The organism is Agarivorans sp. B2Z047 (assembly GCF_023373605.1).
Classification (GTDB): Bacteria; Pseudomonadota; Gammaproteobacteria; order Enterobacterales; family Celerinatantimonadaceae; genus Agarivorans; species Agarivorans albus.
Genome location: NZ_CP088080.1, coordinates 1,568,438 through 1,591,208 on the forward strand (window position 1 = coordinate 1,568,438; position 22,771 = coordinate 1,591,208).

Here is a 22,771-nt window from a genome sequence, read left to right on the forward strand (position 1 = left end):
ACCGCAGAAAAAGCGCTTGGCTAAAGATATCAAGGCAGCTATTTTCTGTGATTTTATACAGGCAATCTGCAATTCCTACTTTCTACAAGTGCTTGCATACTTTCATGCTGATATTTTTGTTATTTTTAGATCTAGGCAACTGATGTAGCTTAGGAAAGCTGGTAGCCTTTGTATTATATAATGCGTGAAAAGAGGAAAGATTCCTTGTTTAAGCAAGGAATTTTTCCTGTTAATAAACTGTTAGCACACAAGATTAAAGTTTGTTGGTAATTCAAGAAAGGGATGTATGAAGTCTATACAAATTAAGTTGTCCTATAACGGCGGAGATGCAGACTTGCACCGCCTTGATATGTACGATGCTTCAGTATCATTGCATGGCTTTGCTAGAGCAATTGCTATCACTACTCATGCGTTACTGAATGACGGCGATGTTAAAAGAAAGGGTAATCGAGCCTCCGGTGCTAAAATCTATATCAGCCCACCGCAAAAAGGTAGCTATGAACAGATTTTAACTCTAGTTATTGAGAATAAGGAGGCTATTGGAGCTAGTGTTGTTGCGGCAGCTTTTTGGGATATTCTTAAGTGGACGTGGAGTAAAACTCTTGATCTTGCCTTCGAGCCAACTACTCCTTCGGTAAAAAAGCTAGATGATAGAACTGAGCCATTCATCAGTGATATTGAAGAAGTATTAGAATCAGCTTTAGAAGAGGCTCATCGGCCCATCAAAAACAACCCTCAGATGAAAATTTCTGTATCCAGACCTCGAGTTGGTAAGGTTCTAGATTTAAACGCCGAAACATTAAAAAGCGTTTCTATACGGACAGATAATACCGTTATAAAAGGTATTGTGGGTAATGTTACAAAATACAATATATTGTCGGGCATCGGTAGATTTTACGAAGATGCAAAAGGCCACACGGTTTCCTTCAAAATACCTGACAGTGCTGGCGAAGCTCTTCGTAAAAAAATCACGTGGTCGATGCACTATGCCCAAGGAGAAGAGGGGGAAGGTAAAATTGAGTTTGAGGCTCGTAGAGTTACTTCTGCTAAAGGTATCCTTAAGCGTTACTTAGTAGACAAAGTCAATATTCCTAAATAAGGGTGGTTTGTGTGCCAACAATCACATCAAGTCGCCGCTGAAAAGCGCGGCTGGGACATCAAAACTACGCGGCGATTAGTTTGGTGCTCCGCCCAAGTTTAACCAATCGCTGCTTAAGTTTTACGGCCCCTTATGCAGGCGTTAGGGCCACAAGGAGTCCAACATGGAAGCAAAATTAAAGCACCTTGAAATGATACAAGGGATAATAAACAGAATGGCAGGGAACTCTTTTCTTTTAAAGGGTTGGAGTGTCACTCTAATATCGGCTCTATTTGCGCTAGCGGCCAAAGATTCCAATCAGTTTTTCTTATATTTAGCTTATTTCCCTTGTGTAGCTTTCTGGAGTTTAGATGGCTATTTTTTGTGGCAAGAAAGAATGTATCGCAAGCTATACCAAGAAGTTTCAACAAAAGATGCTAACGCAATTGATTTTGATATGAATGCTACGAAATTTAGCAAAGATGTCGAACCTTGGTTTTCAGTTTGCTTTTCAACAACACTGCGCCTGTTTCACGGTGTTATCTTCGGCGTAATAGTTTTAATAATGACTATCATAATATCTACAGGGAGTATCTAAAGTGGCAAGACGAGTATTCTATAGTTTTCATTACAAGCCAGATGTTATGCGGGTATCTCAAGTGAGAAATATTGGCGCTCTAGAGGCCAATAGGCCGGCGACCGATAATGATTGGGAAACGGTAAAAAGCGGTAAAGATGCCGCTATTAAACGCTGGATAACTCAACAAATGAATGGCCGCTCCTGCACAGTAGTTTTAGTAGGCGAGAACACTGCCAACCGAAAATGGATAAACCATGAAATCATTAAGTCATGGGATGAGGGTATGGGTGTTGTTGGTATTCGCATTCACGGACTAAAAAATACCGATGGTTATATTGCAAACCAAGGAAAAAACCCTTTTGACTATATTGGCTATGGCAACACAGGTAAAAAATTGTCTAGCATCGTCAAGTGTTACAACCCTGCGGGTTCAAATAGTAAAGAGAGATATGCTTGGATAGCCAAGCATTTAGAAAATGCCGTAGAAGAAGCAATAGTAATTAGAAACGGTAATTGAGTTAAAAGCCCTTACAAGTCAAGGCAGCATCGCCACTTTGTGGCTGGACGCGCTAACGCGCGCCGTTGCTTGAGGCGTTACTTCTCGCCTAGCGCATATACTCACCCCCAACAAAAAGCCCTCAACAACGAGGGCTTTTTTCAATCTCTTTCTTGTTTAGCTTTTAGAAAAAGTAGGCCATGTTTACTTGTACAAAGCTGTCTTTGCTAAAGGCGTAGGTTGGGTCGGCAAGGTCATCGGCGTCGATGTACCAAAGATCTAGCTCGCCTTTCCAGTTTTCGCCAAAGCGGCGGCTGGCTTCTAGGGTGACGACGTTGGTGTTGTAGTCGAGGTCTATCGCGCCACCTAATAAAAACTCGGTACTTTGCGCGTCGTTTAATACTAAGCGAGCGCCTAGGTAGAGATCGTTTTGAAAGGTAGAGGTGGCCTCTTTGCCGTCACTATTCCAGTTGTACTCTGTAAGTAAACCTAAATCGGCAATGCTGTCGAATAAACCCACTAGGGTATATTCGTAACCGCCAACAGCAGCGGTGTAACTGTTGCTGCTGGTATTGCGATATAAGCCTTCAAACTTCCATAACCAATCACCAATGGTGGCTTGTAGGTCTACGCCAAGTTGGTCCATTTGCTCATAGTAAGGGGTAAGTTTAGTGCCGTCGGCGCTAGCAATTAGCAGTGGGTCGCGGTTGGTGCCACGAAAGTAGGCTGTGCCTACATCCCAGTCGCCAAAGGTTTGCGCCCAGCACAGGGCTAGATCAACATGTTTGTCTTTAGCGCCCGATTCATACTGAGCGTTATCTTGGTCTACCGGTAATGGTGGGCGAAAGCGGCCATCTACGCCGGCAAAGGTTCGCTCTCTAAAGCCCGGTAAAATGAATACATCCCAAATGCCGGAATCTTGATAGGTATTAAAGTGCAGCATGGGTTGGCCAAGCTTTTCGTCGCCATCGGGCGATTCGATAAAGTCGGTTTGGTTGATCACATCTACCAAGTGCTGGGTTTCGGTTACGCCCCAAAACACTTTGGCTATACCAATTTCCAGCTCGTATTCGTCGGCTAAGTGCAGCCATTTTAGCTCGCGAATGTCGGCGTGAGTGCGCTCAGAGTCCATGGAGTCGGCCCGTGCAAAGGGCGTAAAGGTGATGCTGTCGATGCCATCGTTCCACTCCCAGTACAGCTCGGGCTCGGCACTTATCGAGCCTTGATGCTGCTGGTCTTGACCCGGAAAAGCGCCTTGCTCGAAAAAGCCACGATATTGCACCGCCACGTTGCCGCGCAGCTCCATGGCGGTACTACTTAAACTAAGCGCCGTTAGGCTACACGCTAGGGCTAGCTTCGTGTATTGTGCGTTCATTAGCGGGCTCGCTTAAGCTTGTTTTTGTTGAAGTCTGATTCTTTTACGCCGGTTTTAAACTGATAATTATTCCAGAACATTTCGGTTTTTTTATCGGTTTGGTGGTTTACCATCAACATTTTTGACGGACGCCAATGTTTGTCGGCATACACTTGGTAATCACTCATGGTGAGGGTTTTAAGTAGCTGACCTTTACGGTCGTAAAACTCCACTTTGTGCACACGGTAGGCTTCTTTATCCATCCAGGTAATTTGCTTGGTATAACCTGAATACTTATCTACCGGTACGTTTTGAACCACATAGCTGTCGAAGCCGGCAATGGTTTCGTCGCGCAGGTAGGTGTAAGTGTATTTTTCTACTTCAAATGAGCTTAGATCTTCAAAGGCAAACTCACTGCCCATGTAAGGGCCCGACTTGTTGCGTGAACCAATGCGTTTTACCCGTTTTAAGGCAGGTAGGTATAACCATTGCTCGTCTGGCTCTAGGGCGTGAGAAAAGCTTAAAAAGGCAGTGCCTTTTACGTCGGCTGGGTGGTCAAACACACTTAAGGCTTTGTCGCCGTCGCCTTCTACTTCTAAAGATTGAATGCGAATAGAGCGGGTGCTTTTATCGCCTTGCGCGTTGTACAGCACCATTTCTGTGTCGGCTTTCGAATCAACCCAACCTAAATCAAAAGCTTTGCGCTCTTGCGCGATGCGTAAGCCTTTTTCTTCTGCGGTTTCTGCTAATGCTTGTTGGCTAAACAACAGGCTAATACAGATAACTGCGGCACGATTAAGCCACATACTAAGCGGTTTTTTGTTGAAGTGCTGCTGCATTTTCTGCTCCCTTTGCACGGTCAAAACTAATCAAGAGTAATGGTAGTAGTAAGAAATCGATGATTAAGGCTACGGCAATAATAATAGAAGTAAGTAGCCCCATATTGGAGTTAATAGTAAAGGTTGAACCAATTAATACTGAGAAGCCAACCACCAATACCGCGGTGGTAATAGCCAGTGCTTTGCCTACGGTGACAAAGGCGTAGCGCACTGCGTCTTCGGCAGATTTACCTTGCTTGCGGGCATATTGGTACTTGGTAAGGAAGTGCACGGTGTCATCGACCACAATGCCTAAGGTAACGCTAATAACAATCGACAAACCAAGGTTTATGTTGCCATCAATTAGTGCCCAAATACCAAAGCCAATGCCTGCTGGTACTAGGTTAGGTAGCAAGCTAATAAAGGTGAGCCGCAGTGAACGTAGCGAAATACCAATTAACACCGAGATAAGCACCAGTGCCCAAAATGCACCTTTTAGGGCTTGCGGCATATTGCGCTCGCCAATGTGGGCAAACATTAGGTTAGGGCTGGCGGCGATTACTCGATACTCGGGCGCATTTTGTTGCCACCAATCTAAGGAGCGTTGCTCTAGCGCTATCATGCCGATAGAGCCCATGTTTTTGGTGGTAATGGTTAAGCGTGTTGCCGATTTATCTACGTTGATTTGGTTATTTAAATCTAAGCCGTAGGGCAAACTCATTTCGTACATCAATAAATACTGGGCAGAGAGTTCGCGCTCTTCTGGCACCAAATAGTAGCTTGGGTCGTCGCCATGCATGTTTTTGTTTAAACGACGCATAATGTCGGAGATGCTGTTTACGTTGTCGATCTCTGGTTGTTGGCGTAACCACGCGCTAAAGTCGGCCACTTTTTGCATGTAGTGAGGCTGGTTAATGCCGCTACTCTCGCCGCTTCTTATTTCATAAGAAATGGTGGTAATCCCGGATATATTTTCCTCCATAAAGTCTGTGGATTGACGAAAGTCCACCTGCTTGCTGAAGTACTCCGTAGCAACGTCGTTAAGTTGGTTGCGTGGGATCATGGCTAAGAAGCCAACAATCACAACCAGGGTAACCGGCATTAGCCACTTGCGAGAATCAATCACAAAGTTTGCTAAGCGGTCGTAGTTTGAACGGCTGCTAATGCTCGGCGTTTGTTTAATGGGCAGAATGTTAAGCAGGGCAGGCAAAATGGTAAGTGCATACACATAGGCCAACATTACACCCACTGCCACAATGGTGCCTAAGGCTTGAAACGGCGGTGAGTCAGAGAAGTTTAAGGTTAAGAAACCAATCGCAGTGGTGGCACTAGTAAGGAAAATAGCGCGGTTGTTTATTTTTAAACTAAAGGCGAGGGCTTCTTTCTTAGTTTTGCCCTGGCGCATTTCATAAAGCATTGAGGCGATAACGTGCACACAATCGGCCACTGCTAAGGTCATCACCATAGTGGGCACATTTACCGTAACGGTGTTAAGCGCAAAACCCATCCAACCGGCCATGCCCATGGTGCTGGCAATAGTCACCACAATCACCACTAAGGTAGCTAGCATGCCTAATACCGAGCGCAGTAAAATGGCTAGCATCACTAAAATTAGCAAGAACATTAGCGGCACTAAAGTGGACATGTCTTTTTGGCTTTGCTCGATGAAGCTGTTGTTCATCATGATCATGCCAGAGAGCAAGATTTTATGTTCTGGGTAGGCTTGCTGATACTTGGCTTGTAGCTCACGTACAAATTGCGAGGTTTTAGGTACCTCGGCCTGCATATCGTCTTCAGAGATGGTGATGGTGGCAGCCACTACTGCTACGCGCCCATCTAGGCTAATTAAGCGGTTTTCTAGTAGTTGTTCACTTAGGCTAACTTGCTCAATTTTAGATACTTTTTCAGCATCTAACATATCTAGCTCTAGCAATAAGTCTTCTACCCAAAGGTCATCTTCTACGGCTTCGGTATGTTGAAAGTTGGTGATGGAGTCGACCCGTGTAGAGTTGGGAATAAGCCAAGAGTCGTCGGTAAGCTCTTTAATGAGAGTGAGAGATTGCGGGTTGAACACATCGCCTTCATTAGGGGAGATTACAAAGGTGACTGAATCGGTTTTATTAAACACCTTTTGCATGCTTTCGAATTCTTGCAGCTGAGGGTTATCCTCACCAAAGAAAATGCGGTAATCGCCAACAAAGGTAAGAAAGCGTCCGCCAGAGCTCATTGCTACAACGGCTAACATTAGTAACATGAGTGTTAGCCAAGGTCTGGCGATCACTTGATTAAAAAATTTCTTTTCCATAGCCCTGTCCTTTACCAATTGCACCATTCAATTGGTTAGAGTGAATTATGACGATTTGTCTAAAATTGACGAATCGTCACTTCCTTTGCTTAAAAAACCGCAGTAATCGGCGGCTTATTTTGAATCTAAATGCGTGCGTTTATTATTCCACTTAACAACAGTAGAACAACTTGGCACTTTTACTCTTAGAACTTACAAATCTTTATTCGCTAATTGCTGGTTTGCGTAAAGCGCTTAATACAGCGTTTCGTTTTGCTCCAGCATGGCCAACTCTTTGGCATACAGCTCTTGGCCTATTCGCTGCCAAGTGGCTAAGTAATCTTGTTGATTAGACAAGGGTTTCCAATTTAACCCGTCACACAACAAATTTACGTTGTATAGCAATGCGTATTGGCTGTCGAAGCCAGCAGAGCAAAACTTGCTGGATTTATTTACCACTGCGCTGCTTAGCGCATTGGTGCCAAAGGCCATCGACCAAGCGGCAAATGTAGCGGCATTGGCATCTACATTTTGGCTGGCTGGTATTTCACCTAAAGCAACGGCCTCTTCAATCAACTTAACCGCAATACCGACAATTTTGTTTTCGTGTTCACTTACACTGGTACTGCGAATACTCGAGGTTTTCTCCATGATGTTAGGTGTTTTCATACTTAACACTACCATCGACAGAGTGGGGTAAAGACGATTAAACAAGCGATAGCCATAGGCCATTGCAATCATCTTCTCTCGAGTGCTACCAGCAAAATCATTAATCCGCTGGTATAGCTCTATTTGTAAACGCATAGAGCGGCAGCACAAGGCACACAATACATCTTCTTTACAGGCAAAGTGGTTATAAACGGTGCCTTTTGAATACTGCGAACGCTGGGTAATTTTATCCATCGTAAGGCCAGCAAAGCCGGTTTCAGCCATCAGCTCCAGTGCTATATCTAGCAGCAGCTCTTCGCGGTTGGCAATTTCTTGGGCTTTTCTGGTTTTGGTATTCATTTTTTCTCGTTATTGACACTTCGTCACAATGTGACGATTCGTCAAGTTATACGCCTTGATAATTAATTGTTCAAGTTTTATTTATGTTTGATGTTTTGCTTTTGGTGCTTAATTTAGTTTAAGCGCCTGTTTGTTTTGCCAATAGCGACTTGCAAAATTGCCACATAAACCTGAACAGCTGATCAAAGTGTAAGTAAATACTGAGCTTAAGGGCAAGTTGCAACACTAAGTTAGTTGAGTAATAGCTAAAAATGTTGAGCTTTTAGGTGTAAACATTACTTGTATATTGCTTATACAATCTAGATGAGTGAAAAGTTTTTGCGATGTGTCAATTTAATGTGGTTATTGTCTGTGATTCTGGTGTTTCATCCTATAAGGTTACGCCTTCGCCAATTATATAGCTTCACGAAAGGACCATAAGAAGCATGAAACAACAATCAAACAACAGCATATTACAGTTTATTACCCAAGGCAGTTTAGTGCTGCAGATCCTTATCGGTATTATTGCCGGTAGCATTTTAGCCGTTTTAGCACCTAGTGCGGCTACGTCTATTGGCATGTTAGGTAGCCTTTTTGTTGGCGCTTTAAAAGCCGTAGCGCCGGTATTGGTTTTTGTGTTGGTGGCGGCCTCGGTAGCTAGCCATAAACGTGGCCAAAATACTCAGCTTCGTCCGATTATCTATTTATATTTATTTGGTACTTTTGCCGCGTCGTTAACGGCGGTAGCCATGAGCTTTATGTTCCCTACCGAGTTAGTACTAGTGAGCACCGAAACCTCGGCTAATCCTCCGCAAGGCATTGGCGAGGTATTACACACCTTACTATTTAAAATTGTCGATAACCCAATTAGCGCCATTATGAATGGCAACTACATTGGCATTTTAGCGTGGGCAATTGGTTTAGGTATTGCCATGCATAGCGCATCGGACACCACCAAAACCTTGTTCAATGACGTGGCTGCGGGTGTATCAAGCATTGTGCGCTTTGTTATTCGTTTAGCGCCAATTGGTATTTTTGGCTTGGTGGCAAACACCATTGCGCAAACGGGCTTCTCGGTATTGCTAGGCTACAGCCAGCTATTGTTGGTACTCATTGGCTCTATGTTATTGATTGCCTTAGTGATGAATCCGCTGCTAGTGTTCTACAAAATTCGTCGCAACCCTTACCCATTAGTATTTAAGTGTTTACGTGAAAGTGGTGTAACCGCCTTCTTCACCCGTAGCTCTGCTGCGAACATTCCAGTTAACATGGACTTAGCCCAGCGCTTAAAACTAGATGAAGATACTTACTCGGTGTCTATCCCACTAGGTGCCACCATTAACATGGCCGGTGCTGCAATTACCATTACCGTGTTATCGCTAGCGGCTGTGCATACCTTGGGTATTCAAGTAGATTTTGCTACTGCCTTGTTGCTGAGCGTAGTGGCAGCAGTGTCTGCTTGTGGTGCCTCGGGTGTTGCTGGTGGCTCGTTATTGCTTATCCCATTAGCGTGTAGCTTGTTTGGTGTATCTAACGATGTGGCCATGCAAGTGGTTGCAGTAGGCTTTATTATCGGCGTATTGCAAGACTCTGCCGAAACTGCGCTAAACAGCTCTACCGATGTATTGTTTACTGCTGCTTGTTGTAAGGCTGCTGAAGAAAAGTAGTTATTCATAATGAGTATTTATAAGCAGCGCTTAGGCGCTGCTTTTTTATTTGTAATCACCTTAAAATTTGGAAATTATTTAAACAACATCAATATATTGCAGTTCTTTTCTAATAAGCCGCGTGTTGAGCTTTAACTTTAAAATAATTATTACTAGTATGGCTTTTTGATGTTGATGCAAGGGAAGTGCAGTGCTAGTTAGTCGACCATTCTTTTTATTCTTTCTGCTGTTTGCCAATCTCTTTTACTCCACCATTTCATTAGCTGCTAACGATGCATTGTGGCGAATAGGCGATAAACCTAAGTGGATTGTAGAAGCGGATTTAAGCAAGTTAAACCAAGTTGATCTTGGCATAGAATCTGTAGATTATTTGGTGTCGGATACTCAAGTAAGTTTGCTTAGCAAGCAGCCGCATTACTATCGCTATATCCGCTTTCAAGTGAATGACAGTGCTGGCGTTGAAGATAATTCAGATTTAACCATCACCTTTAATCCCGATTTTCAGCGGGTTGAGTTGCACCACATAAACATTATACGAGGCGATAAATCGTTTAACCGTTTGGTTGCTGATGATATTCGAGCAGTGGACATTGAACCCGAGCAACATAGCAAACTGTATTCAGGACAAAAGCAATTACAGCTTTGGTTAAAGGATGTAAGAGCAGGTGACATTGTCGATTACAGCTTTAGTGTAATTGGCGAAAACCCAGTATTTGATGGCCACTTTAGCCATACCTTTGGTTTAGGTTGGGGCGTTCCAGTGGGAATAACTCATGCCAGTATCGTGGCACACAAAAGCCGAAAACTTAGCAATCAACTTGCCGATATCGACGCAGAGGTAAGGGTAAACACCGAGGGGAACAAGGTTCGCTACTCAGTGCTTATCGAAAATTCGCCTGCCTATTATGAAGATGGCCAAGCCCCAAACTGGGATTCGGCTTACCCTACTTGGCAAATCACTAGCTTTGAAGATTGGTCGCAAGTGTCTAGTTGGGCTGAGTCTTTATTTAAAACCTCGGCTAAGCATTCTGCTGCCTTCGACGACTGGCTTAGTGAGCTAAAAGCTAAACCCACCAAATTAGCCATTGAAGAAGCGATACGCTTCTCTCAACAAGATATTCGTTATTTAGGGGGGGAGATTGGCGAAAATTCACATCGTCCGCATTCTCCATCTGAGGTGTTAGCGAACCGTTATGGAGACTGTAAAGACAAGTCTTTGCTGTTGGTAAGTGCATTAAACGAATTGGGAGTAGATGCTTACCCAGTATTGGTGTCTAGCTATAAACACAATACCTTGGCTGAGCATTTGCCGGGTTATAACGCCTTTAACCATGCGATTGTGTATTTGAATTATAAGGGTCAAGACTATTGGGTTGATCCAACTAACGCTTATCAGTCAAACCTGTTGGAAACCATAGTGCCAGCGGCTTTTGGACAAGCTTTGGTTATTTCGCCAGACAATCAAGGCTTAAGCAGTATTCCTGATTTTGTCGCTGAAGATAACCTTGTTGAAGTTACTCAAGAGTTTATTGCTTCTGATTTTCGCTCGCCGGTGCAACTTACGGTTGTTAATACCTTCACCGGCGCAGAAGCTGACAGAATGCGTTATGAAATTGCAGGCCAGAGTGCTAAACGCATGACAAAGTCATATTTGTCTTATTACCAGCGTTTTTATCCTTCGATTAGCCTAAAACAAGATTTGCAAATTAGTGATGACAAAATTAGCAATCGTATTGAAATTAAAGAGCACTATTTGGTGAATGAGTTTTGGCATGAAGTTGAAGGCGACGCTGAGTTTGTGTTGGTTTCTGATGCGGTTGAGCATTACTTAAAAGTGCCGCAGAAAATTCAACGTAAACAGCCTTACTCTTTGGGGCGTCCGATAAACATCCAGCAACAAGCAAAACTATATTTGCCCTACGACATCGATTTTAGTTGGGCTAATGAAGAACAAACGCTAGAAGATGAACACTTTAAATTGTTTACACGTTTTGATTACCGCAACAAAGTGATCACCTACCAACAGCAATATCAGAATAAGCAAATGGCCGTTGCCGCCAATGACGTAAAGCAATATGCCAAGTTAATGAGGAAAGCCAGAAAGGCCTTAGAAATTAATTACAGCGTGACCAGAGTGACCGAAGACCAAGCCTACGATTCGATGAACGAACTAGTGAGCTTCTTGCTTGAAAAGCAAACCAATAACCAGCAGGAGGCATTGTAATGAAAGCTTTTTATATTTTAGCCTTAAGCCTGATGCTGAGTGCTTGTGCAAGTAAAGATACCGGCCGTGCAGTACCCTCTGTATCTGAAACGAGTAACCCGGTGGTTAAAAACCAAGAGCCGGCAGAGCTATACAGTGACAGATATTTTGTTAACTATGCTAATGCGCTTAACCAACACACTGAAAATGCGCTTAGAAGTAAAATTGTTGAAGCTAAAATGGTTGAAAAACTGGAAACTGATTTAGCGTTTACCTTTAATGCCAATCAGCGAGCAAACGTTACTCAACTTCTGTCTAGCTTAACGGATACTTCGATTACAGCCATTTTGGCCCAGCCAGGCGGTAGCTGGAAATATGTAGACAGTGATGTTCATACTAAGCAGCAAGCAACTAGCTATTACCGCTTTACCCTAGATGGCACCTTTGCCTACTACGAAATAAGCTGGTTAGATGGCCACATCGTTGATATTTTCAATTTGTTTACGGGGGTTGGGATCTCAGACAGCTTCGACCTGGTTATCGATATGGAGCAATATCGTAAAACCCACCCCAATAGCGGTATCCAGCGCATGGGCGATTTCTTTGAGGCGGTTCGACAAGCTAGCTATACCGAGATGCTATTTGCCTACAACGAGATTCCTAAGCCGTTTCAGCAAAAGCCTTTAGTACTGGCAGGCTTAATGAAAGCTTATATCAACCAACCCAGTTTGGTGATGCCACGATCTTTTGTTGTGTATATGGAGAAGCACCAGCCGGTTCATCCTCGTTTCTACGCTTATTACTACGACAACCAGCAATTTGACCTAGCGATTGAAAGCTTAAAGCGCTTCCCAGAAACCGTTGTTAAAGACGTAAGAGTGCAAGTAGAGATTGGCAATGCCTTGTACGAAAGTGGCCAAACCGAGAAAGCCGAAGATTACCTAGTGAATGCCTTATTAAAGGCACCTTCAGAGCCATTTGGTTACATTTGGTTGCTGGGCCTGTCTATTGATACCAAACAGTATCAGCAAACAGAGCTTATTCTAAAAGTGCTCTACGACAGGTTTGATACGCGCTATAGCAAAACAGATTTGCTTACCTTTGATAGGGGTGAAGAATATTTAAAATCAGCGAGCTATCAACGCTATAAGCAATATCTTAACTAACTTAAAGAGAACAAAAAAAGGCGCTAAATTAGCGCCTTTTTTATTACTTAGCTGCCGCCTTTTGTTTGGCTTGTTCATACTCGGCTTTAGCTTTACTGCGCTCCCACAAAGGTCTTAATAGTGGGCTAAATAGCACCAGTGCTGCGATGCTAATAAAGGTGAGAGTTAGGGGGCGCTCCCATAAAAAGCTTAACTCGCCATCGCCAATTAATAGTGCTCGCCGCAGGTTGTCTTCGAGCATTCCACCAAGAATAAAACCTAACAACATCGGCGCCATAGGGAAGTTGAGTAAACGTAAGCCCAAGGCTGCCATACATATCGCCACCATGATCATTATGTCCATGCTATTAAACGACACCAGGTATACCCCAGTAATTGAGAACAGCAAAATCATCGGTACCAAATAAGGGCGAGGAATGCTTAATAACTTGGCGAGGTAGGGGATTAGCGGCAAGTTTAAAATTAGCAAAATCACATTACCAAAATACATAGAGATGATGATCGACCAAAATAGGTCGGGGTGCTCGATGTACATTCTTGGCCCCGGCTGAATACCGTAGGCTATTAATGCTCCGAGCAATACCGCGGTAGTGCCCGAGCCAGGAATACCCAAGGTTAGCAAAGGAACAAAAGAGCCAGTTGATGCAGCATTGTTGGCCGATTCGGGCGCAGCCAAGCCCTTTAACGAGCCTTCACCAAATTCTTTTTTTGCGTCGCCTTTGGCGAGATTTCGCTCTACGCCGTATGCCAGAAAAGAGGCAATGGTCGCCCCTGCACCGGGAAGCACGCCAACAAAAAAACCTAGAAATGAAGAGCGAAGAGTTGGCGCTGCCACGGTTTTAACTTCTTGTTTGGTGAGCTTAAGGCTGCCCAGCTCCGACATCATTCTTTGTTCGGTAGCGCTGTTATTAGGGTTTTCGGGTTTTAATACTGACATTAAGGTTTCGGCTAGGGCAAAGGTTGCCATGGCTAACAGTAAGAAGCTAAAGCCGTCGATTAAATCCAGTTGGCCAAAGGTAAAACGCTCTACACCTTCACTTCTGTCGGTGCCTACGGTGGCTAACATCAAGCCCACAATGGTCATCATTACCGCTTTTAATACTTGGCCTTTGCCTGAGAATGCAGCCACGGCGGAAAGGCCAAGCACCATTAAGGCGAAGTAGTCGGCGCTTTGAAAACTCAAAGAGACAGAGGCTAAAGCAGGCGCGGCAATTAACAGCATAATTGCGCCCAAAGTACCGCCAGTAAACGAGGCATAAGCGGCAACGGCTAAAGCTTTACCCGCTTGGCCTTTTTTAGCTAAGGGGTTGCCATCAAAAGCGGTCACTACGGTGGCACTGCAACCTGGCGCATTAATTAATATCGACGAGGATGATGCGCCAAATATAGCGCCGTAATAGACACCCGCCATTAAAATTAAGCCTGATGAAGGCTCTAAGCTATAAGTAAGTGGGATCATTAAAGCGATAGCAGTAATTGGCCCAAGGCCGGGTAACATGCCAATGAAGGTACCCACTAAGCAGCCTACAATTACCATCATTAAGTTCATTGGCATAATGGCGGTGCTAAGCCCAGCTAAAATTCCATCTAACATCATCGTGTCCTTATTTTGCTAGCCATTAAACCAGTGCCACAGTTGCCCAGGTTCTAAATAAATATCTAATACTTGGGTTAATAGCGCCCAAAAAGCCACGGTGAACAATATGGCTACTACCAGTGCCTTTTTATGGTGGGTTTCACCCATGATGCGAAAGCTCACAACCAGGAAAATAATGGTGGCTAATACAAACCCCATCCAATTGACGAGTAGGCCATAGGCGAACATAGCAACGAGCAATTTGGCGGCGGGGCGCCATACCAAATGTTTTACGCTGGTTCTAAAATCACTACCGCCGGTGAGCATCAAAATGATTGAGCAAGCAATACCGCACAATGCTAAAAACTGCGGCAGAGTGCGCGGGGTGAACGGTTCATATTCCGCGCCGGGAAATAGCGGAATGTCGTAGCTAAAATAGCCGTAGAACAAAGAGAGCAGCAAAAAAATTAGGCCGCCAATTCGTTGATTGCTAATTTGCATTGTTAGCTCCAAATGTAAAAAAAGTCCGGTGCCTAGGCACCGGTGCTTAACTGAGTACTACCGATAAGCAAATAAAGCAGCAAGGGAGTTGCTGGCTAATAGGGTTACTTTAGAAAGCCTAGCTCTTTCATTAGGCTGCCTACTGTTTTCTCTTGTTGTTCTAAAAAGCCGAAGAACTGGCCATAAGGCACAAAGTTGTTTACCCAGCCATTACGTGAACACACGGTTTCCCATTCTGGGGTGGTGTACATTTCTTTAAGCATGTCTGAGAACTTCTCAGCTTGCGCTTTGCTGGTGCCCGGTGCCGCAAAAAAGCCACGCCAGTTAGCGAACACAGTGTCGTTGCCCATTTCTTTTAAGGTTGGTACTTCGGGAGCGTCCTTAACTCGTTTTTCTGCGGTAATGGCTAAGATACGAATTTGGTCGTTTTTCGCCATTTCTAGCGCTTCGCCTAAGCCAGTTGAAAGCAGTGCTGTTTCTCCAGAAAGTAAACCTGCCATGGCTTTACCGCCGGCATCGTAAGCTACGTAGCGTAATCTTAGTGGGTCTAAGCCTTCGTTTTTAATGGCAGCGGCTGCTACTAGGTGATCTAAACTGCCGCGCGCACTACCGCCAGCAACTTTTACTTTATTGGGGTTGTCTTTGAAGTCGGCAATTACTTGGTCCCAATGAGTATATTTGGAATCGGCTCTAACAATTAACGCGCCGTAGTCAGCGATTGTGGCAGCAATGGGAGTAAGATCGCGGAAAGACTGCGGGAATACGCCGGTTAATGAGCGGACCACAATCGGCGTTGAGTTCACCATTAAGGTATGTTCTTGGGTTTTAGCGGTTTCTATTAAGTGAGCAATGGCTTTACCGCCGCCTCCGCCACTCATGTTTTGGTAAGACACCTTATCGATAATGCCCGATTTCATTAAGGCTTCACCGGTGCCACGTGCGGTTCCATCCCAGCCTCCGCCCGCGCCTCCGGGAATTAAAAAGTGCACTTCTTCTGCGTGAACTGTGCCGCTTAGGCCTGCGGCCAATACTGCGGCCCCTATTAATGTTTTTACCAATTTAATCTTGGCTAACATGTTTGCTCTCCTTGTTGCATAGGGCTTTCAGCGTGGCTGAAAGTGGTTGCTGCCATGCTTAAATACCGCTAGCTGGCGAATAAAGTTAAATTAATGTTAATGGAAGCCTGAGATTTTGAAATGTAAGCCAAGTAATGGCTTTAAAGTCCATATTGGTAATTAAGTGCATATTGTTCACGGGAGCTGCTCGCTAAGCTCGTGCTAAGCTAAATTGAAACAAACAGGGAAAAGTTTAGATGTATCAACAAGCTCGCTTACCAAGCTACCGTGCTCGCTTATTGCTAATAATGCTGATTTACAGCCTTATTCAATTAAGCATTGTGGTAGTGACCAGCTATTGGTACGTAAGTGATTCTGAATACCAAGACAAAGGGGAGCGGGCCTTAGATGTAGCGCGAGTAGTGGCTAAGCTGCCTGATGTAGTGAGTGCGGTAGAGCGCCGAGATAGCGCAAACTTACAGCCTTTAGCAGAAGAATTACGCCGCACCATGGGCGCAAGTTTTATTGTGGTGGGGGATGTTGATGGGATCCGCTTGGCTCACCCCAAAAGTGAACGTATTGGCAAACCCATGGTGGGAGGCGATAACCACGCAGCTCTGGTACTAGGGCAAGAGTATGTGTCGCAAGCCAAGGGGTCTTTGGGGGTATCGGTGCGTGGTAAAGTGCCAGTTAAAGATCAACAGGGGCAGATCATTGGTATTGTCTCGGTTGGATATTTGCTAGAGAAAATCGACGTACAACTGCAACCCTATTTGCACTTTATGGTGCTGTTGGTGATGGCGGTGTTGTCACTCAATATGCTGATTGGTTGGTGGCTGGCACAACGGATTAAAGACACATTGTTGGGTTTTGAACCAGAGCAGATGACCCGTTTATATGCAGAGCTGCAAGCCACGCTTAATACCATTCGTGAAGGGGTGATAGCGATTAACCGAGAAGGCATTATTACTAATGTGAATGCTAATGCGATTCGCTTATTGGGCAAAGACCTGCAAGGAAAATCGATTAATCCGGTTGGTTTACCGCTGCGAGATTGGCTACCCGATAGTGATATGGCTGAATTACTCGATCAGCCGCAAGCGCAAAGTGATGTGGAGTTATTGCTTAACGGGCACTTAGTGATTGCCAACCGAGTGCCGATGAAAGACCAGCAACAAAACTTTATTGGTATGGTTTCCAGCTTTAGGCGGAAAGACGAGATCACCTTGCTTACCAAGCAGTTATCACAAATTAAAGCGCATTCAGAAGCCTTGCGGGTACAAAATCATGAGCACTCTAATTAGCTAAATACCATTGCTGGTTTAATTCAGTTAGGCGAAAGTGATAAAGCCTTATCTTTTATTGGCCAAGCAAATGATCAATTCCAAGAACTGATTCGCTTTTTGATTGAAGCAGTAGAAGACTCGGTAATAGCGGGCTGTATTTTGGGTAAGTTTCACCGGGCGAGGGAGCTTGGTTTAACCCTAAATATTGACCCCGACAGTAGCTTGCGCGACTTACCAGCACACTGTGGCTCGGAGCAAATCGTTACCATAGTGGCTAACCTCTTAGATAACGCTTTTGAGGCAACTCGCGCTAGCAATGGCCGCGAGCCGATTAATCTCTCAATGACCGATTTGGGCAACGACATAATTATTGAAGTGGAAGATTTTGCTGGTGGTATTCAAGATAACTTACAAGCCAATATCTACGAGCAGGGAGTGACCACCAAAACCCAAGGCGACCACGGCATTGGCCTTTACCTAGTAAAAGAAACCGTGCAAATTTTGCGTGGAAATGTTGAGTTTAGTAGTGACAATTTGGGCACCCGTTTTACGGTGTATATTCCCAAGCAGTTAAAGCAGGAGTAGCCATTTGATTCAGGTATTAATTGTTGAAGATGATGCGGGGATTGCCGAGATCCATCGCCAGTATTTGCAGCGTGTGAGTGATTTTGAAGTGTCTGGCATTGCCTTGAGCATTGCCGATGCGATGATCCACATTAAGGCTAAACCTCCACAACTTTTGCTGTTAGATGTGTACCTACCCGATGGCACCGGCCTAGAGTTGCTAAAACACATTCGCAGCCAAGATCTTGCCATTGATGTTATGTTGCTCACCGCCGCTAAAGAAGCCTCAACCCTGCAAGAAGCGCTGCGTAATGGGGTATTTGACTACATTCTAAAACCGGTGGTATTTCCGCGTTTACAAGAATCCTTGAACAACTATAAAAACTACTTACGCAGGCTTGATCAAAACAGCTCTTTTGAGCAGCAAGATGTAGATAAGTTAATGCCAATGAGTGAAGGCGCGGTAGCCGAAAGCAAAAAGCGCTTACCCAAAGGTGTGGACGCGGTAACGCTTGATAAAGTTCGCGCACTGTTTAGTGAACATGCTTCACTAACTGCCGAGTTAGCCGGCAAACAAATTGGCAGTAGCCGCACTACAGCAAGGCGTTATTTGGAGTATTTAGTGAGTTGTAATGAGCTCACGCCTGAGGTGGCTTATGGTGCAGTAGGCCGACCAGAGCGGGTCTATCATCGGGTTAACTAAGAATTAAACACTTGAGTTTAAAACCAAAAAGGCTCGCCATTGCGAGCCTTTTAGATACAGAGCGTTGCTTATTGGTTGCAAAGACTCGCTTAGTTTACAGCGTTGTCAGCTTGGCTGGTCATGCTTGAACCAAAAGAAATACCTTGGTCATTCACGGCCATATTCATTTGCACTTTAATTCGGTAGTCTTTTAAGTCCATCAATTCCTGTGGCACTTCTTCTCCGCTTAATTCAATACCACTAATAATTGGCTCAAACATTTGCTGGTAGTCGATGAACATGCTTAAAAGCCCGTTATTGGCCACTGGCTCTGCAGCTAGCTGTTGACTCACTTCTGCAGCACGCTGGCCGTTAAACAATACAAGGTGGTTACCTTTAAGTGCTAGCTGGGGCTGTATGTTGGTGGTAGGTGGTAGCGGCAATAAATGGCTAACATCAACCGGTGTGCCATCGGCTGGCAAGCTTACGCTGGCTAGCTCTGGTGAGAACTGTTTGGCAATGTCGAACAAGGCACCTGGGTTGTCGGCAGACACACTAATAATGGCATCTAGGCTTTCTAGCTCTTCTGGGCGGCTAATGTCAGCCAGTTTGTAATCAAACACAGCCATGCCAATGCCCTTAAGGCCGTTAGCCATGCCGGTCATCATGCCAACCATGCCTGGGTTTTGTTGCTGCATAGCCATTTGCACGTTTTGTAGCGGCTCACACTGGTAATCAGGGGTAAGCATTTCTTCCCAAACGGATAGTAATGAAGGCACCAGTTGGTTTACATCAATGCCATAAGCCATGCTAAATACCGCATTTTCGGTGTTTGAAGCATAAGAAGGAATAAAGCCACTCATCGCTTGGTAGGCGCTAAGTAATACGCTGTTGTTGCTCTCTACCACCATGCGCACGCCAAAGCTGCTTTCTTTATCGTTGATGCTTAAGCTATCAAAACCCATTACCGTTTTTGGCCAGTTAGCGGTAATGCTGGCAAACTCTTGCTCACAAACTGGAGTCCGTAAGCTTGTAAGCTCGTTGCTATTATCCATTTGGGCTAACTTAGTAAGGTGTTTTGCCAGCAGGTTGCCATCTTTTGTGGTTATAGCTTTAGCAATCTCTTGGTGGTTAATAAAGCCAATGCCTTCTTCCATGAAGCCATGCTTGGTTAGGCTGTCTTGGATTAATGTGGTGGTGTTGATCGGCTGTTCTGCTGGTTTAAGGCCTAATGCGGTTTCTAACAAACTGTTTTCATTAAGCGAGGTATTTAAAGTAATGGTAAGTAGGCCATTGTTTACGGTTACGATTAAATCTGCGGTTTCTGAGTCGCTGTCATCACTTAAGCGATAAGCGCGATACTCAACGCCGCTAAGCGTTTGTTTAGTGTGACTAAAACCACTTTTCTGTTCGGCTTTATCTAACCATGCCCAAATAGCATCGGCTTTGCTTACTTCTACTTTAAGTACTGGGACGATGCCTAAAGTATAAAAGTAGCTGTGAATATCGTTGGCTAAACCAAAGGTATCTACAAAGGTTTGCCCGTCTTTTAGTGCTTCGTTGTAGCTTTCGAATAAGGCAATGAAAAACTTACCACGAGGGTCACTTACATCTGTTTCGGCAAAAGCATCACTTGGTAAATTGTTGTATGAACCTGCCATTGAATCAACATAGGCTTTGATTGGGAACTGTTTTAGTTGAGCAGAAAATACCGCAGTATCGGCAGGAATATACGCGAGTGCACCCGCTTCGCTATTAAGGTTTGTAGCCTGCTGAGAATACCAGTAGCCACCCGCTCCGGCCCCAATGGCTAACAAACCGCCTGCGATAAGAACATTCTTCATCTAAAACTCCGTGTATATTTGATTAACTACCTTCAGATGAAACGCTTTGAGCTTCAACTTTACAGGTGAAAAAAGGCTATTAAGTCATTGATAAAAAGGCACTTCCATTAATAAGTGATTAAACAATTAATTAGCGGTTTTGTATTAGCCGTAGGGCTAAGTTGTAGGATGTTTTGTAGCGCACTTTAAAGGCGATATAACGCTCAACAATGAGCTTTATTTGGGCTGCCAATTATCTGGTTAAGGCATCGCCTAAGTGTTTTATTAGGGGGAGTAATAATCTGGACTAGTTTTCCCAATAAGGGGGAGCACCATAGTATTCTGCGAAGTAATCAAGAAAGGCTCTCACTTTAGGTGCCAATAGCCGAGAGCTGGGATAAACCGCCCAAATAGCAGCCGCATCATTAAGGCTATAATCTTGTAGTACTTCGACCAAGCTGCCATTTTCTAGCTGCTTGTAGACTAACCACTCAGCACACATGGCAACCCCCAAACCTTGCAAGGCTGCGTCGCGTACCGCTTCTCCGTGGTCTACTCGAACTCTACTTTTTAGCTTTATGTTTTGCAGGCCATTAGGGGTATTGAAGCTCCAAGTATCAAAACCCATTTGCTTAATACAGCTATGGTGCTTTAAATCTTCGAGGGATGTTGGGTTTCCGTATGCTGCAAGGTAATCCGGCGAGGCGCAGATAATCCGTTTATCGGTAGCCAGCTTTTTAGCAATAAGGGTTGAGTCTTTAAGATCTGCATCTCGGATGGCAACATCAAAGCCACCTTCAATCATATCTATCATGGAGTCGGTCAAACGAATATCTACAGATAGCTCTGAATGCTTATCTAAAAAGCCTTTTAGAGCAGGTATAACATGCATCCGGCCAAAGGAAGCGGGAGCGGTAATTCTTAATGTACCCGTTGCTTGGGCTTTGCCTGTTCCCACTGTTGAGCGGGCCGCATCAACACTGGCCAGTATCTCATCGGCATAGGGCAAAAGTGCTTCGCCTTCCTCGGTGAGTGAAACCTTACGGGTGGTGCGATGAATAAGTCGAGCGCCAATGCTTTCTTCAAGTTTATTGATATGCATGCTGGCTACTGGTGCAGACAAGCCAAGTTCTTTTCCCGCAAGGCTAATATTATGGGTGGCTGCGACTCTTACAAACAAGCGGAGGTGCTCAATATTCATCGTGTTATTTAGACCTTTTTGTTAGGCAAGTTGTGAACGGGTAAAGTAAAGCGCAGTGCATTGTTTTAGCTTAAACCATGCGTATGCGCCAGCAAGTGTATTGGCAATACAAGCCGCGATAATTGTTTGAATAATGCTATCTGTTGATGTGCCAAGCCAAATGGCTGGAACATATAAAACCAATAAACGAACCATAGATACAAACAAGGCACGGCGAGCTTCCCCTAAGGCATTAAATGCTGAAACCACCAGCATGCAAAGGCCAAGAGGTGCATAGCTAAAAGGAATGATCCACAGAGCGATACTAAACCAGTTTTGCATCATCTTATCAGCACTTATCAGCGGAATAATATAGGGTGAACTAATCGCTGCGATAAGAGCGACTGCTAGATGGAATACCAGTAAAAACTTAGCGGTAACCGTTAACACCTCAACAATTTCGTTTAGCTTACCTTCACCAAGGTAGCGGCCAATAATAGGCGGAATGGCCATGGTTAAAGCTAGAGTAAAAACCAGAAGAAAGCTTTCTAGTCGAGATAATAGGCTCCAGAAGGCGATTTCCTCGGTGCCAATCTGAGCAATTAGCAGCATACAAATAAAAGCACTTAATGAAGGCAGTGACTGATTCAATATGGTTGGCACCGTAGTGCGAATTAACTCTTTGCCATAGTAAAAATAGGGCGAGTTTTGTATGGCTAGCTGATCAGTACTGCTGCTGGGTGAGCTTAAGTTTATAGCAGCAAACCACTGTTTGCCGCGTGCTTTATTCAGCATATACAGAGTACAAATGCCGTAACTTAAGGTAGAGGCAAGGGCTGCCCCTACTATGCCCATGTTAAAACCAAAGATAAGCAAAGGGTCTAGTATCAGGTTGATTATACTGGCCAACAGGAACATTTGTCCGGTGGTTTTTGTATCTTCATTTGCTCGATAGACACAAGATACCAAGTATAGCGCGGCCACAGAGATAGCACTTAACAGCCAAACTGGCCAATAGCGATTAAAGATCGCTGCCAACGCTAGTTGTTTTGCCGAGCTTACATCGGAGGCAATGAAGGTCGCCAATATTGGCTCTTGTAACAGCCACAACACCACGCCCAGTAGAGTGATAAACAAGGTGCCGCCAGCCGCTGCTAATGTGGCAACGGTTTGAGATTTTAGCTTATCGCGGTAGCCACAGGCCTTAGAGATAATAGACGTTGCCGCAACCCCAATACCTACTTGAATACCAATAAACGCCGCTTGAAAGGGTAAGGTAATGCTATGAACCGCAAGCTGGTTAAGGCCAAGCATGCCGATAAATACCGAATCCACCAGTTGCACCAACATAATGGCAAACAAACCCACGGTGAGTGGCAGCGTGCGCTTGATGATGAGTGTTAAGGTTGGCGATACAGCAAACATCTAGATAACCTTGGTTTCGGTGAGGGCAGAAACAGTAGTGGCTTGC

At 44.6% G+C, this 22,771-nt stretch carries 19 protein-coding genes; 9 read left to right on the forward strand and 10 right to left on the reverse strand.

The window, feature by feature from the left end; all coding sequences use genetic code 11:
• Positions 1–286: 286 nt before the first annotated feature.
• The 3 genes from LQZ07_RS07185 to LQZ07_RS07195 all read left to right on the forward strand — a co-directional run bounded on the left by LQZ07_RS07185 (position 287) and on the right by LQZ07_RS07195 (position 2,175).
• Entirely contained in the window at positions 287–1,099 is an 813-nt protein-coding gene (locus LQZ07_RS07185; RefSeq protein ID WP_152779970.1) for a hypothetical protein, read from the forward strand.
• A gap of 163 nt (positions 1,100–1,262) precedes the next feature.
• The gene (locus tag LQZ07_RS07190) at positions 1,263–1,676 is read left to right on the forward strand and encodes a hypothetical protein (protein ID WP_152779968.1); all 414 of its coding nucleotides are present in this window, start codon (positions 1,263–1,265) and stop codon (positions 1,674–1,676) included.
• A gap of 1 nt (position 1,677) precedes the next feature.
• Positions 1,678–2,175: a TIR domain-containing protein gene (locus LQZ07_RS07195; protein WP_249483577.1), complete on the forward strand. Its 498-nt coding sequence runs from the start codon at positions 1,678–1,680 to the stop codon at positions 2,173–2,175.
• A 163-nt stretch (positions 2,176–2,338) separates the two neighbouring features.
• Here the strand turns inward: LQZ07_RS07195 and LQZ07_RS07200 are convergent, their stop codons facing one another.
• From LQZ07_RS07200 to LQZ07_RS07215, 4 genes are all read right to left on the reverse strand, one after another.
• Positions 2,339–3,529 (reverse strand): hypothetical protein, encoded by a 1,191-nt coding sequence (locus LQZ07_RS07200; protein ID WP_227981105.1) that lies wholly within the window; start codon positions 3,527–3,529, stop codon positions 2,339–2,341.
• On the reverse strand, positions 3,529–4,347 hold the full coding sequence (locus LQZ07_RS07205; protein WP_016400901.1) for an outer membrane lipoprotein-sorting protein: 819 nt from the start codon (positions 4,345–4,347) through the stop codon (positions 3,529–3,531). Before LQZ07_RS07205 ends, LQZ07_RS07200 begins: the two co-directional genes overlap by 1 nt.
• Entirely contained in the window at positions 4,316–6,631 is a 2,316-nt protein-coding gene (locus LQZ07_RS07210; protein WP_152779966.1) for an RND family transporter, read from the reverse strand. Before LQZ07_RS07210 ends, LQZ07_RS07205 begins: the two co-directional genes overlap by 32 nt.
• Positions 6,632–6,865: 234 nt before the next feature.
• Positions 6,866–7,618, reverse strand: a complete 753-nt coding sequence (locus LQZ07_RS07215) for a TetR/AcrR family transcriptional regulator (RefSeq protein WP_016400903.1) — start codon at positions 7,616–7,618, stop codon at positions 6,866–6,868.
• A gap of 425 nt (positions 7,619–8,043) precedes the next feature.
• Here LQZ07_RS07215 and sstT point away from each other — a divergent pair, with 425 nt between their 5' ends.
• The 3 genes from sstT (at position 8,044) to LQZ07_RS07230 (ending at position 12,633) form a co-directional block, all read left to right on the forward strand.
• Positions 8,044–9,264, forward strand: coding sequence for a serine/threonine transporter SstT (gene sstT / locus LQZ07_RS07220; protein WP_016400904.1), 1,221 nt, complete (start codon positions 8,044–8,046; stop codon positions 9,262–9,264).
• Between the two features lie 190 nt (positions 9,265–9,454).
• On the forward strand, positions 9,455–11,488 hold the full coding sequence (locus tag LQZ07_RS07225; RefSeq protein ID WP_152779964.1) for a DUF3857 domain-containing transglutaminase family protein: 2,034 nt from the start codon (positions 9,455–9,457) through the stop codon (positions 11,486–11,488).
• Positions 11,488–12,633 (forward strand): lipopolysaccharide assembly protein LapB, encoded by a 1,146-nt coding sequence (locus tag LQZ07_RS07230; RefSeq protein ID WP_152779962.1) that lies wholly within the window; start codon positions 11,488–11,490, stop codon positions 12,631–12,633. Before LQZ07_RS07225 ends, LQZ07_RS07230 begins: the two co-directional genes overlap by 1 nt.
• A 43-nt stretch (positions 12,634–12,676) precedes the next feature.
• Here LQZ07_RS07230 and LQZ07_RS07235 read toward each other — a convergent pair whose 3' ends face one another.
• The 3 genes from LQZ07_RS07235 to LQZ07_RS07245 all read right to left on the reverse strand — a co-directional run bounded on the left by LQZ07_RS07235 (position 12,677) and on the right by LQZ07_RS07245 (position 15,786).
• Positions 12,677–14,227, reverse strand: coding sequence for a tripartite tricarboxylate transporter permease (locus tag LQZ07_RS07235; RefSeq protein ID WP_152779960.1), 1,551 nt, complete (start codon positions 14,225–14,227; stop codon positions 12,677–12,679).
• Between the two features lie 18 nt (positions 14,228–14,245).
• Positions 14,246–14,710 (reverse strand): tripartite tricarboxylate transporter TctB family protein, encoded by a 465-nt coding sequence (locus LQZ07_RS07240; RefSeq protein WP_152779958.1) that lies wholly within the window; start codon positions 14,708–14,710, stop codon positions 14,246–14,248.
• 104 nt (positions 14,711–14,814) lie between these two features.
• Entirely contained in the window at positions 14,815–15,786 is a 972-nt protein-coding gene (locus LQZ07_RS07245; RefSeq protein WP_152779956.1) for a tripartite tricarboxylate transporter substrate binding protein, read from the reverse strand.
• A 236-nt stretch (positions 15,787–16,022) separates the two neighbouring features.
• Here LQZ07_RS07245 and LQZ07_RS07250 point away from each other — a divergent pair, with 236 nt between their 5' ends.
• The 3 genes from LQZ07_RS07250 to LQZ07_RS07260 all read left to right on the forward strand — a co-directional run bounded on the left by LQZ07_RS07250 (position 16,023) and on the right by LQZ07_RS07260 (position 18,318).
• Entirely contained in the window at positions 16,023–17,069 is a 1,047-nt protein-coding gene (locus tag LQZ07_RS07250; RefSeq protein WP_227981104.1) for a sensor histidine kinase, read from the forward strand.
• A gap of 99 nt (positions 17,070–17,168) precedes the next feature.
• A complete protein-coding gene (locus tag LQZ07_RS07255) occupies positions 17,169–17,636 on the forward strand; it encodes a sensor histidine kinase (protein ID WP_227981103.1) in 468 nt (155 codons plus the stop codon).
• Between the two features lie 4 nt (positions 17,637–17,640).
• On the forward strand, positions 17,641–18,318 hold the full coding sequence (locus LQZ07_RS07260; RefSeq protein ID WP_152779954.1) for a response regulator: 678 nt from the start codon (positions 17,641–17,643) through the stop codon (positions 18,316–18,318).
• Positions 18,319–18,407: 89 nt separating this feature from the next.
• Here LQZ07_RS07260 and LQZ07_RS07265 read toward each other — a convergent pair whose 3' ends face one another.
• The 3 genes from LQZ07_RS07265 to LQZ07_RS07275 form a co-directional block, all read right to left on the reverse strand.
• On the reverse strand, positions 18,408–20,141 hold the full coding sequence (locus LQZ07_RS07265; RefSeq protein ID WP_152779952.1) for a hypothetical protein: 1,734 nt from the start codon (positions 20,139–20,141) through the stop codon (positions 18,408–18,410).
• Positions 20,142–20,427: 286 nt separating this feature from the next.
• Complete coding sequence (locus tag LQZ07_RS07270) at positions 20,428–21,321, reverse strand: LysR family transcriptional regulator (protein ID WP_016400914.1); 894 nt, start codon at positions 21,319–21,321, stop codon at positions 20,428–20,430.
• A 21-nt stretch (positions 21,322–21,342) separates the two neighbouring features.
• A complete protein-coding gene (locus LQZ07_RS07275) occupies positions 21,343–22,725 on the reverse strand; it encodes an MATE family efflux transporter (RefSeq protein WP_152779950.1) in 1,383 nt (460 codons plus the stop codon).
• Between the last annotated feature and the right edge of the window lie 46 nt (positions 22,726–22,771).

What these genes read in the sequence shown, in the direction of transcription:
- LQZ07_RS07185 (WP_152779970.1), top strand. Translation starts at nt 287, where the DNA reads ATGAAGTCTATACAAATTAAGTTGTCCTATAACGGCGGAGATGCAGAC.
- LQZ07_RS07190 (WP_152779968.1), top strand. Translation starts at nt 1,263, where the DNA reads ATGGAAGCAAAATTAAAGCACCTTGAAATGATACAAGGGATAATAAAC.
- LQZ07_RS07200 (WP_227981105.1), bottom strand. Translation starts at nt 3,529, where the DNA reads ATGAACGCACAATACACGAAGCTAGCCCTAGCGTGTAGCCTAACGGCG.
- LQZ07_RS07205 (WP_016400901.1), bottom strand. Translation starts at nt 4,347, where the DNA reads ATGCAGCAGCACTTCAACAAAAAACCGCTTAGTATGTGGCTTAATCGT.
- LQZ07_RS07210 (WP_152779966.1), bottom strand. Translation starts at nt 6,631, where the DNA reads ATGGAAAAGAAATTTTTTAATCAAGTGATCGCCAGACCTTGGCTAACA.
- LQZ07_RS07215 (WP_016400903.1), bottom strand. Translation starts at nt 7,618, where the DNA reads ATGAATACCAAAACCAGAAAAGCCCAAGAAATTGCCAACCGCGAAGAG.
- sstT (WP_016400904.1), top strand. Translation starts at nt 8,044, where the DNA reads ATGAAACAACAATCAAACAACAGCATATTACAGTTTATTACCCAAGGC.
- LQZ07_RS07230 (WP_152779962.1), top strand. Translation starts at nt 11,488, where the DNA reads ATGAAAGCTTTTTATATTTTAGCCTTAAGCCTGATGCTGAGTGCTTGT.
- LQZ07_RS07235 (WP_152779960.1), bottom strand. Translation starts at nt 14,227, where the DNA reads ATGTTAGATGGAATTTTAGCTGGGCTTAGCACCGCCATTATGCCAATG.
- LQZ07_RS07240 (WP_152779958.1), bottom strand. Translation starts at nt 14,710, where the DNA reads ATGCAAATTAGCAATCAACGAATTGGCGGCCTAATTTTTTTGCTGCTC.
- LQZ07_RS07245 (WP_152779956.1), bottom strand. Translation starts at nt 15,786, where the DNA reads ATGTTAGCCAAGATTAAATTGGTAAAAACATTAATAGGGGCCGCAGTA.
- LQZ07_RS07250 (WP_227981104.1), top strand. Translation starts at nt 16,023, where the DNA reads ATGTATCAACAAGCTCGCTTACCAAGCTACCGTGCTCGCTTATTGCTA.
- LQZ07_RS07265 (WP_152779952.1), bottom strand. Translation starts at nt 20,141, where the DNA reads ATGAAGAATGTTCTTATCGCAGGCGGTTTGTTAGCCATTGGGGCCGGA.
- LQZ07_RS07270 (WP_016400914.1), bottom strand. Translation starts at nt 21,321, where the DNA reads ATGAATATTGAGCACCTCCGCTTGTTTGTAAGAGTCGCAGCCACCCAT.
- LQZ07_RS07275 (WP_152779950.1), bottom strand. Translation starts at nt 22,725, where the DNA reads ATGTTTGCTGTATCGCCAACCTTAACACTCATCATCAAGCGCACGCTG.